General features: G+C 62.1%; 15 protein-coding genes and 1 tRNA gene. 9 read left to right on the forward strand and 7 right to left on the reverse strand.

Features of this window, described 5'->3' with window-relative positions; all coding sequences use genetic code 11:
* Positions 1–89: 89 nt before the first annotated feature.
* Positions 90–163, reverse strand: a tRNA-Gly gene (locus E3T51_RS04665).
* Positions 164–234: 71 nt separating this feature from the next.
* Here E3T51_RS04665 and dcd point away from each other — a divergent pair.
* A complete protein-coding gene (gene dcd, locus E3T51_RS04670) occupies positions 235–816 on the forward strand; it encodes a dCTP deaminase (RefSeq protein ID WP_134528108.1) in 582 nt (193 codons plus the stop codon).
* A gap of 76 nt (positions 817–892) precedes the next feature.
* On the forward strand, positions 893–1,414 hold the full coding sequence (locus E3T51_RS04675) for a hypothetical protein (RefSeq protein WP_134528111.1): 522 nt from the start codon (positions 893–895) through the stop codon (positions 1,412–1,414).
* Between the two features lie 34 nt (positions 1,415–1,448).
* Here the strand turns inward: E3T51_RS04675 and E3T51_RS04680 are convergent, their stop codons facing one another.
* From E3T51_RS04680 to E3T51_RS04690, 3 genes are all read right to left on the reverse strand, one after another.
* Positions 1,449–2,249: an isocitrate lyase/PEP mutase family protein gene (locus E3T51_RS04680; RefSeq protein ID WP_134528114.1), complete on the reverse strand. Its 801-nt coding sequence runs from the start codon at positions 2,247–2,249 to the stop codon at positions 1,449–1,451.
* Between the two features lie 119 nt (positions 2,250–2,368).
* Complete coding sequence (locus tag E3T51_RS04685) at positions 2,369–3,118, reverse strand: SDR family NAD(P)-dependent oxidoreductase (protein WP_134528117.1); 750 nt, start codon at positions 3,116–3,118, stop codon at positions 2,369–2,371.
* Complete coding sequence (locus tag E3T51_RS04690) at positions 3,111–3,983, reverse strand: fumarylacetoacetate hydrolase family protein (protein ID WP_134528120.1); 873 nt, start codon at positions 3,981–3,983, stop codon at positions 3,111–3,113. The genes E3T51_RS04685 and E3T51_RS04690 overlap by 8 nt, the downstream gene beginning before the upstream one ends.
* A gap of 108 nt (positions 3,984–4,091) precedes the next feature.
* Here E3T51_RS04690 and E3T51_RS04695 point away from each other — a divergent pair, with 108 nt between their 5' ends.
* Genes E3T51_RS04695 through E3T51_RS04710 form a run of 4 tightly spaced genes read left to right on the forward strand, consistent with a single transcriptional unit; the run spans position 4,092 to position 7,600 of the window.
* Positions 4,092–5,378 (forward strand): enolase C-terminal domain-like protein, encoded by a 1,287-nt coding sequence (locus E3T51_RS04695; RefSeq protein ID WP_134528123.1) that lies wholly within the window; start codon positions 4,092–4,094, stop codon positions 5,376–5,378.
* Positions 5,371–6,327: an aldo/keto reductase gene (locus tag E3T51_RS04700; RefSeq protein ID WP_134528125.1), complete on the forward strand. Its 957-nt coding sequence runs from the start codon at positions 5,371–5,373 to the stop codon at positions 6,325–6,327. Before E3T51_RS04695 ends, E3T51_RS04700 begins: the two co-directional genes overlap by 8 nt.
* Positions 6,324–7,193 carry an amidohydrolase family protein gene (locus E3T51_RS04705; RefSeq protein ID WP_134528128.1) on the forward strand — a complete coding sequence of 290 codons (870 nt, stop codon included), beginning with the start codon at positions 6,324–6,326 and terminating at the stop codon, positions 7,191–7,193. The genes E3T51_RS04700 and E3T51_RS04705 overlap by 4 nt, the downstream gene beginning before the upstream one ends.
* On the forward strand, positions 7,187–7,600 hold the full coding sequence (locus tag E3T51_RS04710; RefSeq protein ID WP_104191734.1) for an RbsD/FucU family protein: 414 nt from the start codon (positions 7,187–7,189) through the stop codon (positions 7,598–7,600). The genes E3T51_RS04705 and E3T51_RS04710 overlap by 7 nt, the downstream gene beginning before the upstream one ends.
* Before the next feature lie 45 nt (positions 7,601–7,645).
* On the opposite strand, the gene E3T51_RS04715 is transcribed toward E3T51_RS04710, so the two are convergent.
* Positions 7,646–8,515, reverse strand: a complete 870-nt coding sequence (locus tag E3T51_RS04715) for a sugar phosphate isomerase/epimerase family protein (protein WP_134528131.1) — start codon at positions 8,513–8,515, stop codon at positions 7,646–7,648.
* Positions 8,516–8,726: 211 nt separating this feature from the next.
* Here E3T51_RS04715 and E3T51_RS04720 point away from each other — a divergent pair, with 211 nt between their 5' ends.
* From E3T51_RS04720 to E3T51_RS04730, 3 genes are all read left to right on the forward strand, one after another.
* On the forward strand, positions 8,727–10,238 hold the full coding sequence (locus tag E3T51_RS04720; protein ID WP_134528134.1) for a sugar ABC transporter ATP-binding protein: 1,512 nt from the start codon (positions 8,727–8,729) through the stop codon (positions 10,236–10,238).
* Between the two features lie 5 nt (positions 10,239–10,243).
* Positions 10,244–11,263 (forward strand): ABC transporter permease, encoded by a 1,020-nt coding sequence (locus E3T51_RS04725; protein WP_174844560.1) that lies wholly within the window; start codon positions 10,244–10,246, stop codon positions 11,261–11,263.
* A 169-nt stretch (positions 11,264–11,432) separates the two neighbouring features.
* Complete coding sequence (locus tag E3T51_RS04730; protein WP_134528137.1) at positions 11,433–12,413, forward strand: ABC transporter substrate-binding protein; 981 nt, start codon at positions 11,433–11,435, stop codon at positions 12,411–12,413.
* A gap of 96 nt (positions 12,414–12,509) precedes the next feature.
* Here E3T51_RS04730 and E3T51_RS04735 read toward each other — a convergent pair whose 3' ends face one another.
* A complete protein-coding gene (locus E3T51_RS04735) occupies positions 12,510–14,147 on the reverse strand; it encodes a fucose isomerase (RefSeq protein ID WP_134528140.1) in 1,638 nt (545 codons plus the stop codon).
* Positions 14,144–15,712, reverse strand: a complete 1,569-nt coding sequence (locus E3T51_RS04740) for an FGGY-family carbohydrate kinase (RefSeq protein ID WP_134528143.1) — start codon at positions 15,710–15,712, stop codon at positions 14,144–14,146. Before E3T51_RS04740 ends, E3T51_RS04735 begins: the two co-directional genes overlap by 4 nt.
* Positions 15,713–15,738 lie beyond the last annotated feature (26 nt).

A 15,738-nucleotide genomic window follows, 5' to 3' on the forward strand; every position in this document is an offset into this window, starting at 1 on the left:
GGTTGCAACCCCTGTCCTGACGGTAAGCGCAAAAAAGAAGCTCGTGCTGTATGGAATGGGAGGACACTCACCGATGCCTGAGAACACTGTGGAGCGGATGACGGGAATCGAACCCGCGCTATCAGCTTGGGAAGCTGAAGTTCTACCATTGAACTACATCCGCGTGCCCGACCGTGAGTGAACAACAATCGGAACGGTGCCAGCATATCAACCCCGCGGCGCTAGGCTGGCACCGTGCTGCTCTCCGATCGCGATATCAAGGCTGAACTGAACGCTGGACGAATCGGTTTGGAGCCGCTGGACCCCGCGATGATCCAGCCATCGAGCATAGATGTGCGCCTCGACCGCCTATTTCGGCTGTTCGACAACCACAAGTACGCCTACATCGATCCGGCCGAGGACCAGCCAGAGCTGACCCACTTGATTGAGACCAAGCCTGACGAGCCGTTTATCCTGCACCCGGGCGAGTTTGTGCTCGGCGCCACGTACGAGCAGGTCACCCTGCCGGACGACGTGGCGGCTCGGCTCGAGGGTAAGAGCTCCCTTGGTCGTCTCGGACTGCTGACCCATTCCACGGCCGGCTTCATCGACCCCGGCTTCTCTGGCCACGTCACCCTCGAGCTCAGCAATGTCGCGACACTGCCGATCAAACTGTGGCCCGGAATGAAGATCGGCCAGCTGTGTTTCTTCCAACTCAGCTCTCCGGCTGAGAAACCCTACGGCTCCAGTGAATACGGCTCCCGGTACCAAGGCCAGCGTGGCCCGACTGCTTCGCGCTCGTTCCAAAACTTTCACCGCACCAGCATCGATCGCTGAGAGACCTGAGCGGACGCCTGCGGGCCGGGCAAACGCAGTACGTCGAACGCGACCTCACGTCGGGTAAAATTCAGGTATGACCCCCCTGCCGACCCGATTCGACGAAGCGCTCATCGCGCACGGCCCAACGCTGGAATACCCCGGACGCATGCACCGCTTCGGCCAGATGGTCGGATCCTGGGCCGCCAAAGGCTCCCGGCTCGATGAGACAACGGGCGAATGGATCGAGCGCGACTTCATCTGGATGGTCGAATTCATCCTTGACGGCCGGGCCGTTCAAGACGTCGAGATCGTCGCGAGCACGACGCATCCGTCTGGATTTGAAACCGTCGCCACGACGGTGCGCGTCTACGACCCGTTCGCTGGGGCCTGGCGCGTGAGCTACTTCGCCCCGGCGCTGGGTGAATACTGCCAGCTCGTTGCCACGCCGTACCGGCACGGCGTGCGGCAGGAAGGCACACGCACCGACGGCCGTCCAATCCGGTGGAACTTCACCGCCATCACCCCCAACAGCTATAAATGGGAAGGTTGGGTCTCCGGCGACGAGGGCGCGACCTGGCAACTCATTGCGCACAACGAGGCCACCCGCATCCGCTGAGAAACGGATGCTGATGGCCTCGATGCGTGGGCGGCTACAGGGCGAACTTGAACCCGAGGTCGTCGGGGTAGTCGCCAAGTGCGGTGAGGTTCGTGGCTGCGGCCTGCAATGCCGCGAGGGTCAGGGCGAGGGTGCCAGGGCCGAAGCTGACTCGGCTGATGCCGAGCTCGGCGAGGCGCCGGAGCGGAACGAGTCCGGGCGCGCCGATCACGGAGATTTTACCGTTGACCTGCTCGATTGCGCGTGACACCTTGTCTTCGTCCGTGAGGCCGAGAAAGAAGATGACGTCGGCTCCGGCTCCGAGGTAGGCGTTGGCGCGGGCGACGGCTTCATCCCAGTTTCCGCCGCCGGCGAGGGTGTCGACGCGCGCGTTGATCACCAGTGGAATGCCGCTCTGGTCGGCTCCGGCCCGGGCGGCCGCCACGCGGGCGGTGGCGGTCTCGATGTCGAACTGCGGGGCCTTTGTCGCGCCGACGGAGTCCTCGATGTTGATGCCGACGATGCCGGATTCCTCGATCAGGCGACGCACGTTGCGAGTCACGCCAACGGCATCGGTTGCGTAGCCCTTCTCGAAGTCGGCCGAGACCGGAAGGTCGACGGCGCCGGCGATGATCGTGGCGGCGATGATGGCCTCGTCGAGCGAGAGTCCCTCGCCGTCTTGCAGGCCGCGTACGTTCGAGATGGAGTGGCTCGCCGTCGCGAGGGCTTTGACGCCGGGCGCGTCGGCCACGATCTTGGCGGTAATGGCATCCCACACGTTGGTCACGATGAGAGGCTCGCCCGGAACGTGCAGCGAGAGCAGGAGTTCGGCCTTTTGGAGCTGGGTAAGTGTCATGCGTTCGAGTCTGACCGGCTTGCTCCCTGTAAGCGAGCGAACAGCCTTATTTCAGCGGATACTCAGGCAAAGGCCGGTGAGCGCCTAGCCGGCGACCCGGCGCTGGTTCGCCGCGACCGCTATTGGGCGCGCAACCGCAACTGCTGCATTCCGCCGTCGACTGCTAGCGAGATGCCCACGGTGGAACCGGAACGCGGGCTAGCCAGATACGCCACGGCGTCCGCGACTTCCTGAGCATCGACGAGACGGCCGTGTGGTTGCCGCGCGTTGAGCGCGGCTCGTTCCGCTTCGGGGTCGGCGGACTGTGCGAGCAGCCGGCCGATCCAGGGAGTGTCTGCGGTGCCGGGGCTCACGCAGTTCACCCGAATGCCGTTCCGGAGATGGTCGGCGGCCATCGCACGGGTAAGCGCCAGAACCGCCCCCTTGGATGCGCTGTATAAGGCCCGCTCGGGAAGTCCCGCGGTGGCCGCTATCGACGAAGTATTGACGATCGCTGCCGACGGGGACCGAAGCAGCCAGGGTAAGGCTGCGCGAGTGACGCGGGCAATGCCGATCACATTGATGCTGAGTACCCGCGCCCACTCCGCGTCGTCATTGTCTGCGATCGTTCCCTGCGCACCGATGCCGGCATTGTTGATGACGATATCAATGCGTCCAAATTTCGCGGCCACTTTAGCGATCGCGGCATCAACTGATGCGGAATTAGCGATATCGGTCTGCACCGCGAAGTGAGTGACGGCAGCGTCGTGCGGGTTCAGATCGAGGACGGCAATTCGGGCGCCGCCGGCGTGCAGGCGGTCGGCGATCGCCGCGCCAATTCCGGATGCACCACCCGTGACGACAGCGACGAGGTTTTCGAACTCATGCATTCTGGTGCCTTTCAATGGAGGCCGGGACGAAGCTCTGGCGCTGGCGTCCGAGGCCGGCAATTTCGATTTCGCACGTGTCGCCTGCGGCCAGGTAGGGAAAACGTCCGGAGAGCGCCACTCCCTCCGGCGTGCCGGTGAGCACAAGGTCGCCGGGTTCCAGCGTCAGGTACTGGCTGAGATGCCAGATCACAAAGTCCACGCTGAAGATCTGGTCAGCGGTGCTCGAATTTTGTCTCGGTTCGCCGTTCACCCAGCTGCGTAAGGCGAGGTTCTGGTACTCCACCTCATCGGGAGTGACCAGCCAGGGACCGGTCGGGTTGAAACCCGGTGCGCACTTGCCCTTCGACCACTGTCCGCCTGAGACGTTCATTTGAAAATCACGCTCGGAGAGGTCGTTGGCCGCGACGAATCCTGCAATGTGACGGATGCTCTCGGCCGGGCTGGCCAGATAAGCGGCCCGTCGGCCGATCACCACGCCGAGCTCCACTTCCCAATCAGTTTTAGTGCTTGTTGGGGGGATCTCGACAGTGTCATTAGGACCCACCACGGTGTTGGGTGTTTTGAGGAACATGATCGGAATTTCGGGTGGGAGAGCGCCGGACTCTGCGGCGTGAGCGGCATAGTTCATACCGATGCAGATGACCGCGCTCGGCCGGGAAATGGGCGCGCCGATCCGCAGGGATTCGGCGTGCTCCAGTTTCGGTAGATCTCCGGCCAAGAGGGCGGCGCGGGCCGCTGCCGGGCCGCCGGTGGAGAGGAATTTTCCGTCGATGTCCGGAGCGATCGTCGACAGGTCGAAATAGGTGCCGTCGTCCAATACTGCGGGTTTTTCGTGGCCGATAGGGCCCAGTCGTGCAAACTTCATGCGCCAACTCTCGTCGATAAGTGTTCGGTGACTTCCGAATCAGGTTCTCGATTGACATTCTATACATCCGATGTTTAGGCTCAGGGTGCCAAACAAGGAGAAAATTCTGTGAGTATTATTCTCGCGCTGCACACCAGTGATATTCGATTTCCCACGTCGGCGTCGCTCGACGGCTCGGATGCGATGAATCCCGATCCGGACTACTCGGCTGCCTATGTGCGTATTGTGACCGATGCCGACGACGGCCTTGAGGGCCACGGGTTCGTCTTCACCATTGGTCGCGGCAACGACGTGCAGGTCGCGGCGATCAAAGCCTTAGCCGGGCAGGTGGTCGGTCGCAGTACAGAAGATCTGCTCGAGCACATGGGGGCTACCTGGCGCGAATTTGTCTGGGATTCGCAGCTGCGTTGGCTGGGCCCGGAAAAAGGCGTCATGCACATGGCTATCGGGGCTGTGGTGAACGCCCTGTGGGATCTCAAGGCGAAACGCGCCGGCCTGCCGCTGTGGCAGCTTCTTAGCCGGATGACACCGGAGCAGCTGGTCGAGCTCGTCGATTTTCGCTATCTGACGGATGCGCTCAGTCCCGAAGACGCCTTACAGATCCTGCGGGCCGCGGTACCGGGCCGCGCAAAACGTGAAGCTGAGCTGCTCGCTTCGGGATATCCCGCCTACACGACCACACCGGGCTGGCTGGGCTACAGCGATGACAAACTGGTGCGCTTGGCCACCGAAGCCGTCGAAGAGGGCTTCGGCATGATCAAGCTCAAGGTGGGGGCAAACATCAACGATGACATCCGTCGGATGCGCCTGGCCCGAGCGACGGTCGGTCCGGATATTCTGATCGGCGTCGATGCGAACCAGCGCTGGGGCATTGCCGAAGCCATCGAGTGGATGTCGCGTCTGGCCGAATTCGATGTGGCATGGATCGAAGAACCCACGAGCCCCGACGATATTCTCGGGCATGCGGCGATTGCCCGCGGCGTGGCGCCGATACCCGTTGCCACGGGCGAACATATGGCCAATCGCATCATGTTCAAGCAGTTTTTGCAGGCCGACGCCCTTCAGGTGCTGCAGATTGACGCCACCCGCGTAGGCGGGGTCAACGAAAATATCACCATCCTGCTGCTGGCGGCTCAGTTTGGCGTGCGCGTCTGCCCCCACGCCGGCGGGGTCGGTCTCTGCGAGGCCGTGCAGCACCTGTCCATGTTCGATTTCGTCGCCGTCTCCGCGACCAGGGAAGGCCGGGTGATCGAATTCGTCGATCACCTGCACGAGCACTTCCTGACCCCCGTCGTGCTTGATCGCGGCGCGTACCGGGCTCCGACCATACCGGGTGCTGGTACCGAGATGCTCGCCACCAGCCGGGACGAGTATTCTTTTACCGCACATGAGTGAATTCATCCCGGGGCGCCTCGGCTACGGAGCTGCCAACGTCGGCAACCTGTATCGCGCGATGACGGATGCCGACGCGCGCGACGTGCTCGACGCCGCCTGGAACAGCGGAATTCGCTACTTTGACACGGCTCCGCACTATGGGCTCGGCCTCTCTGAACGCCGCCTCGGCGAGTTTCTGGCGGACAAGCCGCGGAATGAATACGTCGTCTCAACCAAGGTCGGACGTCTGTTGCGACCGAATCCGCTCGGCGCGGGACACCTCGATCTGGACCAGGATTTTGCGGTGCCGGCTGATCAGAAGCGGGTATGGGATTTCTCACCCGACGGCATCCGCTCAAGCCTCGATGAGTCGTTGCGGCGCACCGGGCTGGACCGCTTCGACGTGGTCTACCTGCACGATCCAGAACGTCATGATCTGCAGGACGGCATCGACCGTGCTATTCCTGCCCTCGTCGGCCTGCGCGAAGCCGGCCTGGTCGATCGAATCGGAGTGGGATCGATGACCACGGCCGCTCTGCTGGCGTGCGTTCACACCGGTTACCTCGACCTCGTGATGATCGCCGGCCGCTATACCCTGGCCGACCAGTCGGCGGTGCCCGAACTGGTGACGGCTTGCCGTGAACACGGAGTCGGAATTGTGAATGCCGCTGTGTTCAATTCCGGGCTTCTAGCCACGGATTTTCCCGGATCCGATGCTCGCTATGACTACGGCGCGGCTCCCGACGGGCTGCTGCACCGCGTGCAACGCATTGCCGCGCTGTGCCGGGAGGCCGGAGTCTCGCTGGCCGCCGCGGCGCTGCAGTACTCTCTGCGGGAACCCTTGGTTCGAACCGTCGTCGTTGGCGGAAGCAGCCCGCAGCAGATCCGCCAGAACGCGTCCCGGCTGCACGAAGTGATCCCGGCCGAACTCTGGCAGCGATTGATCGAGCAAGAACTCACCACGGCATGACCGGATCGGCCCCGCGCATCGACGGACACCTGCACGTGTGGGACCTCGACGTGTCTGCCTATGGCTGGCTCGGCTCGCAACACGGCCTTCTGAACGCCAGTTGGACACCGCAACAGGCGGCGGTCGAACTGCAGACTGCCGGCATGCACGGCGCCGTGCTGGTGCAGGCCGAAGATTCGCACGCTGACACGGCCTACCTGCTCGATGTTGCCACGCGCTACCGCTGGGTGCGCGGCGTCGTCGGCTGGGTGCCACTGGACGACCATCGGGCGAGCGCCGAGGCGCTCGCCCGATGGAGCGAGCATTCGGCTTTCTGTGGCGTGCGCACCCTGCTCAACGATGACCCGCGCGAGGATTTTCTGGAGTTACCGGCCGTGCGGAACTCCCTGGCTGACGTCGCGGCGCGCGGGCTTCCGTTTGACCTGCACGATGCCTGGCCGCGTCACCTCGGCCAGGCCGAGCGCCTCGCGGGGGACCTCCCCGGGCTGACCCTCGTCGTCGACCACCTCGGCAAGCCGCCGCGGGAATCGGACGCTTTCGAAGCCTGGCACCTGGCGCTTGCCCGCGTCGCCCGCCATCCCCACACCGTGGCGAAATTCTCCGGACTGTGGAACGTGAGCGGCCCGTATTCGGTGGATGCGCTGCGCCGGGTGTGGGAGATCGCCCTCGATCTTTTCGGCCCGGACCGCCTCATGTACGGTGGCGATTGGCCCATCAGCGAGCTCAACGGCGGCTACCAGCCCGCCTGGCAGGTCGTCGACGGACTTGCAGCCGAACTGAGCGAACCCGAACGCTCAAGCATTCTGGGCGGCACGGCCGCACGGATTTACCATCTGCCCCTTAACGATTGGACCTGGCCATGCTGAACGGAATCAACCCCCTCCTCACCGGAGAACTGCTCAACCACCTCGATGCCATGGGGCACTCGGACACGGTGCTCATCGTGGATGCCCATTTTCCGGCCGCCCGCCTCGCCAACCGCCTGGTTGAACTTCCCGGCACGACGTCGCCGGAGGTGCTCGCGGCTATTCGCAGCGTACTGCCCCTCGATGATTCCCCTGCGGTGGACCTTATGACCTCAGCCGATGGCTCGGTGCTGCCGGTGCAGACCGAACTGCTTCGGGCCGCCCAGGTGGTGTCGGACGCGGCTCGGTTCGTCGACCGCTTCGATTTCTATCGTGACGCAGTCGACGCCTATGTAATCGTGCGCACCGGTGAAACGCGCACTTACGGCTGTGCCATTGTGCGCAAGGGCCTGGTCGGGATCGAATAGCCACGTACAGCGCCGCTCGCGCCGTGCGGTCGAATGCCCTCCAACCTAGTGCAGGGCGATCGACTGCACCGCCCGCAGCTGATTGCGGATAAACGTGTTGGCATGCGCCGCCAGGTCATCGGAGTCTTCCCACAGGTTGCGCCAAATACCCAGGGTGCGGCTCAGGTCACGATTTACGACGGACGAGGAGAACGACTCAAACACGACGGGTCCGTCGTACTCGATCCGGGCCAGACCGCGGAAGAACGATCCGAAATCAACCGTTCCGGAGCCCAGGTAGCCCCGGTGGCTTTCGCCGATGTGCACGTACCCGAGGCGATCCGCCACATCCAGTACCGGGGAGAACAAATCGGACTCTTCGATATTCATGTGGTAGGTGTCGAGGTGCACGGAGACGTTGTCGTGATCGATCTCATCGAGAAACCCCAGGGCCGCTCGCCCGGTGTTCATCACGTTCGTTTCGTACCGGTTCACCACTTCGAGTGACAAGTGGATGCCGAGCCCGGCCGCCCGAGACGCCAGCCGGTTGATTGCGGCCGCACTCGACGCCCGACCTGATGGAGTAACGGGTTCCATGTATTTCTGCATTGCGCTGTAGAGCACACCGCACAGTCGCGTGCCGCCGAAAGCATGCACGATGTCCAGGCACTCCTCCAGCATCCGCTCACCGGCCGCGACACACGCGGGATTCGCGCTCGTAAGGTCCGTTGATTGGCTGAGTCCCAGCGACGCCGTGGCGACGAGGTCGTAGTCGGATAGTAGCCGACTCGCCAGCGCACGGTCGAAAGTCGCCGGATCCATCAGCGGAATTTCGATCAGGTCGAAACCCGCCTGCTTGGTCTTCTCGATCGCGAGAGTTAAGCCTGCCTGGTCAAAAGATCCTGTAAAGACGAGGGCGTGGGCGCCGATTTGCATGTGGACTTCTCTCTGAAAAATTTCTTCATCGAATGCTGATTTGCGAAAAATCCAACACCCTCGCACTATTGTTCCTGGCTGGTTTTAGATACATTATGATACAACTCAGAGTCAATCGATTGTTTCGCAATTGGTCTGATCTTTGACGCAATATCTGTCATGATCGAGTTGCTCATAATCCAGGTCCATCCTCCGATGAAGTAGGTGATGTATGTCAAACCAGTTGTTGAGAGTCACCGGAATCAGCAAGAGCTTTCCGGGCGTTCAGGCGCTCAAAGACGTTCAGTTTGAACTCGATCGTGGGGAGGTCCTCGCGCTTGTCGGAGAGAACGGTGCCGGCAAGTCCAGCCTGATGAAAATCTTGTCCGGGATCTACACAAAGGACGAGGGCAGCATCTTCCTCGACGGGGTGGAGGTGAACATTGACAGCCCAAAGACCGCCCAGGCGCTTGGTGTCAGCATCATTCATCAGGAGATGAACCTGATGGCGCACCTCACAATTGCGCAGAACATCTTTATTGGACGTGAGCCGCGGGACGGATTGTTTTTGCGCGAGCGGGCGCTCAACCGCAAAGCGGACGAGTTGCTCAAGCGCCTCGGCATCAACCTGGACCCCAAGGCTCTCGTGGAAACGCTCACAGTCGCGAAGCAGCAGATGGTGGAGATCGCCAAGGCTTTGTCTTTCGACGCCAAGGTGCTCATTATGGACGAGCCCACATCGGCACTGACTGATGTGGAGACCGAAACGCTGTTCACGCTGATCGAAGCACTGAAGCGCTCGGGCACCGGCATCATCTATATCTCGCACCGCATGGACGAATTACGTCGGATCACCGATCGCGTCACTGTGCTGCGGGATGGTGAATACATCGGAACCTTGCAAAAAGAGCAACTGGATATTCCGACGATCATTGAGATGATGGTCGGTCGCCATATCGAAGAGGGTGCGCGGCCGAAGGCGCGCGAGCATTCGAGCGACGAGGTGGTGCTCAAGGTGGAGGGTCTAAATACCCGCCAGCTGCTGAAAGACATCTCCTTCGAACTCAAGCGTGGCGAGATTCTCGGCTTCGCCGGCATGATGGGTGCGGGGCGCACGGAGGTGGCCAGGGCCATTATCGGTGCCGACCTCTCGGAGGGCGGGCGCGTGCACATCAACGGCAAGCAGGTCAAGATCAGGCAGCCCTCAGATGCGGTTTCGCACGGAATTGGCTATCTCTCGGAGGACCGCAAAGCTTACGGTCTCCTGCTCGAGCAAGACGTGAACACCAACGTTTTGCTGGCCTCCCTGCGCGACTACACCGATGCCCTCGGCTTCGTGCACACCATGAAGGGCAAACAGAAGTCGCGCGAATACGTCGCTTCTCTGCGAATCAAGACCCCTTCGATTTCGGCGACGACCAAGAACCTCTCAGGGGGTAACCAGCAAAAGGTCGTCATTGCCAAATGGCTTGCGCGGGACTGCGACATTCTGATCTTCGACGAGCCGACCAGAGGCATCGATGTCGGCGCCAAGGAGGAGATCTACAAGCTCCTAAACGATCTCGTGGCCGCCGGTAAGTCGATCATCATGATCTCCTCCGAATTGCCGGAAGTGCTGCGTTTGTCGCACCGCATCGTAGTGATGGCGAATGGCCGAATCACCGGAATTCTCGACAACGAAGATGCCGATCAGGCAAAAATAATGGATTACGCCACCCGCATGGGTGACGAGAGAGAGTTGTGACGGCCATGAACGCTACCCCCGTAACTGACCAGACACGCGTTGGGGGAGGGGCCCCGGAACCGCGTCGTTCGGCCAAAAGCTTTTTGCGCACCCAGATCCAGCAATCGCTCGCGTTTGCAACGCTCGTCGTTTTGCTGGTCTTCTTCTCGTTCGCGAGCAGCAACTTCTTCACCTGGAGCAACATCTCCGGCATCCTGCTCTCGACGGCCGTAATCGGAATCCTCGCCCTCGGTACGACCTTCGTGATCATCACGGGCGGGATCGACCTGTCGATCGGCACCGGTATGACGCTCGCGGCGGTCATGACCGGAATCTTCCTGGTCAATCTCGAGCTCCCGCTCATCGTCGGAGTGATCGGTGGAATCCTCACCGGTGGCCTGATGGGTTTTGTAAACGGCTTCAATATCGCCATTTTGAGACTTCCGCCGTTCATCGCCACCCTTGCGATGATGCTTATCGCGCAGGGACTCGCGCTTGTCATCTCCGGAGTGCGCCCGATCTATTTCAGCGGCGTCGTCGGGTTCAAGAACATCGCGCTTGGGTCCGTCATCCCTGGCCTGCCGAACGCAGTGTTGATCTTGTTCGTGCTCGCACTGCTGGCGTATGTGCTGCTGAGTAAGACCTTGCTCGGGCGCTACACCTTTGCCATCGGCAGCAATGAAGAAGCGACTCGGTTGTCGGGCGTCGATACCCGCAAGTGGAAAATTGTCATCTACACGGTCGCCGGCCTGTTCACCGGTGTCGCCGGCGTCGTCATCGGCGCCCGACTGGACTCAGCCCAGCCGCAGTTGGGCACCGGCTATGAGCTGCAGGCCATCGCTGCCGTCATCATCGGCGGAACGTCGCTGTTGGGCGGTCGAGGATCGATCCTCGGTACCCTGATCGGTGCCCTCATCATGAGCGTGCTGATCAACGGGCTGCGGATCATGTCGATCCAAACCGAATGGCAGAACGTGGTCATCGGCGTCGTAATTCTGATCGCCGTATTTACTGATGCCCTGCGGCAACGTCGGGACGCGTCCTAGCGCTGACGCGTTCGCGGGACTGATTTTTGAAATCGGTTGCATCCGCGTGATTGCGCCAATGTAACGATCTTGTACCTGCCTGTACTCAAGCGGTATTTTAAGCACTAATTTCGCTAGCATTACGTGATAACTACGAAGTTGTCCGCCGAATAAACAATGGAGTTAATCGATGAAAAAGAAAGTTGTCTTTCTAGCCGCTGCGGCTGCGATCTCGCTCGCCCTGGCCGGTTGTTCGGCTGGCGGCTCAGACGCCGGTGACGCTGCTGCCGACAGTGACAAGCCGTATATCGCCCTGGTCTCCAAAGGCTTCCAGCACCAGTTCTGGCAGGCCGTAAAGAGCGGAGCGGAAAGCAAGGCCGAGGAGCTCGGTGTGACCGTCACCTTCGACGGACCGGCTTCCGAAACCGAGGTCGACAGCCAGCTGCAGATGCTGCAGGCCGCCATCGACAAGAAGCCGGACGCGATCGGCTATGCAGCACTTGACCCGGAAGCCTGCGTCTCTCTCATGGACGCGGCGAAGACAGCATCGATTCCCGTCGTGCAGTTCGACGCTGGCTGTAACAGTGACTACCCACTGAGTATCGCTAAAACCGATAGCCTCGGCGCCGGTGCGCTTGCTGCCGACCACATGGCGGAGCTGATCGGTGGAAAAGGTGAAGTAGCCATTGTCGGCCACAGCCAGATCAACTCCACCGGAGTTGAACGTCGCGACGGGTTCGTCGAACAGATTGAAGCCGAATACCCCGACATCACGATCGTCGACATCCAGTACGGCGACGGCGACCACCTCAAGTCGGCAGATATCGCCAAGGCCATGATCGCGGCGCATCCCGACCTGAAGGGTCTCTACGGCACCAACGAGGGCTCTGCCATCGGCATCGTCAACGCCGTCGGCGAGCTCGGACTGGACGCGGGCGAACTGACCGTGATCGGATTCGACTCCGGCCAGGCACAAATCGATGCGATCACGAACGGCCTGATGGCTGGCGCGATCACGCAGAACCCCATCGGAATCGGCGAAGCAACGGTTCAGGCCGCCTTCGACGCCATTAACGGGAAGACCCCGGAAAAGGTCATTGACACCGGCTACTTCTGGTTCGACAAGACCAACATGGAAGACTCGGAAATAGCAGCAGTTCTCTACAAGTGACCCCGTGGCCGGGCCGTAACGGCCCGGCCGCATCACGATAGACACAAGGAAGCCCCCACCCGATCGGGTGGGGGCTTCCTTGTGTGGCGCGGGCTGCTACGCGATCACGTCACCGCACAGGTGTACGAGAACTCCGAGCTCCTGGAACAAGGCGGCCTTAGCGACCAGCGCGCGGTCGGCGGTGTCGGCATCCGGCGCATAGACGACCTGCGCGTGGTTAGCCTTGTGCCGACCCATCAGCTGGTTGCGAGTGACGCCGTGCAAGACGGCGTTCATGATCGGCCACTGCGGATCGGTCGCGTCGAGGCGGCGCTGGGTCTCCGCGGCTGGCAGATCCGCGACGTGCCCCCGACCCAGGTCAACGTGGAGCACGCCGTCCATGATGAACACCCGTGACCAGACAATTTCACCGGGCCTGGAAATTCCACTGAGTGTTCCGCCGCCGAGGGGGAAGAACATTGGGGGCTGACGCATGCTGTAGCTCTTGTCATAGCCGCCGTTGTGGGAGGCCGGAACGGAACCGGAGATCTCGAAGACCCAGACGAACTCACCGTTGTATTCTTCACCCCAGCGCACATCGTGCAGGGTATTCGCTGGGTCGAGACCCATCGCGGTCCAGACCCGGTTGGTGATCAGAGCATCGACGGCGACGCCCTCATCCACCTCGTTGAAGTGGGGCAGCGCGAGGCCGGCATAAAGCTCCCGGCTGCCATCCCGCGAGAAGACGGGAGGACGTTCGACGTTATTGAGCAGACCCTCGGCGAGGTCGCTTGCGGGAACGAGGTCCTTGAGTCCCTGCTGATATTGGATTCCGACCGCATCAAGTCCGTAGTCATCCGAGATGCGCAGCGCAGCGATGTACATTTTGAACTGGCTGTGCACCTGGTCGGGGGTCAGTTCGGCGGCGTCGTCCTGGCCGAAGTGGAACGTAAATCCGGCGTCGTCCAGCCAAGTCTTGACCGTCTCGGCCTCCGCGTCGGTCACGCGAGCCATTTCGGCGAACAGGGCGCTCTGCGAGAGGCGTTCCTTGTAGATTCCAAGCGGGTTGAGCAGCTCGTCGTCAATGATCGCGTTGTACATGCCCATGCAGCCCTCATCGAAGATCCCGATGATGGCTTGCTCCTGCTGCAACTGGTGCGCCAGCGCCACCCCCAGAACAACTTCGGGCTGGGCTGCATCCAGCACGGGAAGGTCACGCACGTGGCTTTCGTCGGGAACGATGCGGCCAGTTTGGAGCCAGGTGCGCAATTGCGCGACGGCCCATTCGTCGGTGAAGTCGGCACTCCACAGCGAGGAGTACGCGATACCGGCCTTGGTGAGGCTTGCTGTGAGATTGAGCAGGCCGACCAGGCCGGGGAAATCGCCGGCCCAGTTGGCCACGACGAGAATTGGCCCACGGTGCGCCCGCAAACCGGCGAGTACGTGGTGGCTGTACTGCCAGACTGCCTCGACCACCACGACTGGGGCATCGCTCGGGATGGTCTTGAAGACCTCGATACCCATGCGTTGGCTGTCTATGAATCCATGGCCGCTTGCCGTATCGGCGGAGTGAGCGCGCTGCACCGACCAACCGATCCGATTCACCGCTGAACTGAAGTCTGCTTCGAGCTGTTCCTGTGTTGGCCAGCATTTGAGATTCGCGGCCTGGCGGAGATCTCCGTTAGCGACGGTGAAAATTGTTCGTTCCGGCGCCGGCGCCCGAACGAGTGGTGTGGGCAGGAGGTAGCTGGTCATACGGGATTCGCTTTCTGATCGCTGGTGCTGGAAGGGGACGTACTGGTCTGGGTTGCGGCAGTCGCGGAGTTACCAAGTCGGCCGGCCCGAGCGGCGAGAGCATGGGAAATATCGCGGGTAGCCGGATACAGCTGGCGGTACAGTGAGTACAACTCGTTGTACTCACCCGCCAGGGTCGGATTCGGTCTGCGCACTTCGGCCGGCGGATTCCACGTGTCGATGTCGACTGTCGTGACGGCCAGTGCCGCGAGGAATGCGGCGCCGTAGCTGGCTCCGATCAGCACACTGGGGATCACCTGCGGTAGTCCGGTGACGTCGCTGACGATCTGTGTCCACAGGTTTCCCTGGGCGCCGCCCCCGACCGCCACGATGCGCTCGATCGACCCACCGGCGTCCCGCATGGCCTCTATGTTGTGCCGCACGCCGAACGCGGTTGCTTCCAGGGCCGCGCGATACAGATCGCCGGCGGAATGCGAGACGGTGAGGCCGGCGATGACGCCGCGTGCCTGCGGATCTTGAATCGGTGTGCGTTCTCCGGCGAAGTAGGGCAGCATGAGCAACCCCCGCGCGCCGGGACCAGACGCCGCAGCCAGCGCGATGAGCTCTGGAAAATCACCGGCGCCGAGCAGGTCGCGCAGCCAGCCGGTGATCGCACCGGAAGTGGCCATTCCGCCCGCGAGGTTGTGCGTGCCGGGAAATGCGCCCACTGTTCCCCACAGCCCGACGGCCGTGACCGGTTCGGGTACCGTGTTGACCAGGAACATTGTGGTCCCGTACATGAGCATGAGGTCTCCGGCACGTTGCGCGCCGACGCTTACCGCCTCCGACCAAGCATCGATCGTGCCGGCGATCACGGGAATGCCAGCTGGCAATCCCGTTTCGACGGCAGCGGCAGCGGTGACCTGGCCAGCCACGTCGCCGGGCCAGCAGAGCGCGGGAAGTTCGATGGGGCCAATGATGGGCACCGCCCACGGTTCGTACCAGGAGTGCGAACCGGCATCGTAGAGCGGCGTGCACTGGCTGGCGGAGTGGTGGTCAAGCAGGTACGCCCCGGTCAGGTGCCAGGCCAGCCAGGAACTCGGCATGAACAGGCGGCGGGCGCGGGCGAAGATCTCGGGTTCGTTGTCGGCGAGCCAGGCCAATTTCGGCCCGACCGCCTGGGTGGACAGCGCGGAGCCGCTGCGGGCCATGATCACGTCATCGCCGCCCAGTGCGAGCGTGAGATCCACGATTTGCCGGGTGGCCCTGGTGTCAACGCCATAGAGGATGGCGGGGCGCAGGGGGAAGCCGGCCGCATCGGTGACCAGCACGCACGGGCCCATGCCGCTGACTCCCACCGCTACAATCACCACGTCAGCGGCCGTGGCAGCTTCGGCCAGTTCGCGGGAGATGGCTACGAATTCGCTCCACCACAGCTCTGCGTCCATCTCGACCCAACCCTCTCGGGGTCGTGTGGGGTCGTGCGTGCGGCTGGCTGAACTCAGAACGGTTCCGTCGAGGGCAACGAGCACGCCCTTGCTGCTTGACGTGCCGATATCTACTCCGATAATCGCGTCAGTGCTCATGCACTCAGCCTAAATGAAATCGATTT

Source organism: Cryobacterium serini, from assembly GCF_004404025.1.
Classification (GTDB): domain Bacteria; phylum Actinomycetota; class Actinomycetes; order Actinomycetales; family Microbacteriaceae; genus Cryobacterium; species Cryobacterium serini.

Bases quoted from the DNA above. Each gene is read 5' to 3' on its own strand.
- E3T51_RS04680 (WP_134528114.1), bottom strand. From the start codon at position 2,249: ATGACACTTACCCAGCTCCAAAAGGCCGAACTCCTGCTCTCGCTGCAC.
- E3T51_RS04740 (WP_134528143.1), bottom strand. From the start codon at position 15,712: ATGAGCACTGACGCGATTATCGGAGTAGATATCGGCACGTCAAGCAGC.
- E3T51_RS04700 (WP_134528125.1), top strand. From the start codon at position 5,371: ATGAGTGAATTCATCCCGGGGCGCCTCGGCTACGGAGCTGCCAACGTC.
- E3T51_RS04710 (WP_104191734.1), top strand. From the start codon at position 7,187: ATGCTGAACGGAATCAACCCCCTCCTCACCGGAGAACTGCTCAACCAC.
- E3T51_RS04675 (WP_134528111.1), top strand. From the start codon at position 893: ATGACCCCCCTGCCGACCCGATTCGACGAAGCGCTCATCGCGCACGGC.
- E3T51_RS04730 (WP_134528137.1), top strand. From the start codon at position 11,433: ATGAAAAAGAAAGTTGTCTTTCTAGCCGCTGCGGCTGCGATCTCGCTC.
- E3T51_RS04720 (WP_134528134.1), top strand. From the start codon at position 8,727: ATGTCAAACCAGTTGTTGAGAGTCACCGGAATCAGCAAGAGCTTTCCG.
- E3T51_RS04725 (WP_174844560.1), top strand. From the start codon at position 10,244: ATGAACGCTACCCCCGTAACTGACCAGACACGCGTTGGGGGAGGGGCC.
- E3T51_RS04690 (WP_134528120.1), bottom strand. From the start codon at position 3,983: ATGAAGTTTGCACGACTGGGCCCTATCGGCCACGAAAAACCCGCAGTA.
- E3T51_RS04735 (WP_134528140.1), bottom strand. From the start codon at position 14,147: ATGACCAGCTACCTCCTGCCCACACCACTCGTTCGGGCGCCGGCGCCG.
- E3T51_RS04705 (WP_134528128.1), top strand. From the start codon at position 6,324: ATGACCGGATCGGCCCCGCGCATCGACGGACACCTGCACGTGTGGGAC.
- E3T51_RS04685 (WP_134528117.1), bottom strand. From the start codon at position 3,118: ATGCATGAGTTCGAAAACCTCGTCGCTGTCGTCACGGGTGGTGCATCC.
- E3T51_RS04715 (WP_134528131.1), bottom strand. From the start codon at position 8,515: ATGCAAATCGGCGCCCACGCCCTCGTCTTTACAGGATCTTTTGACCAG.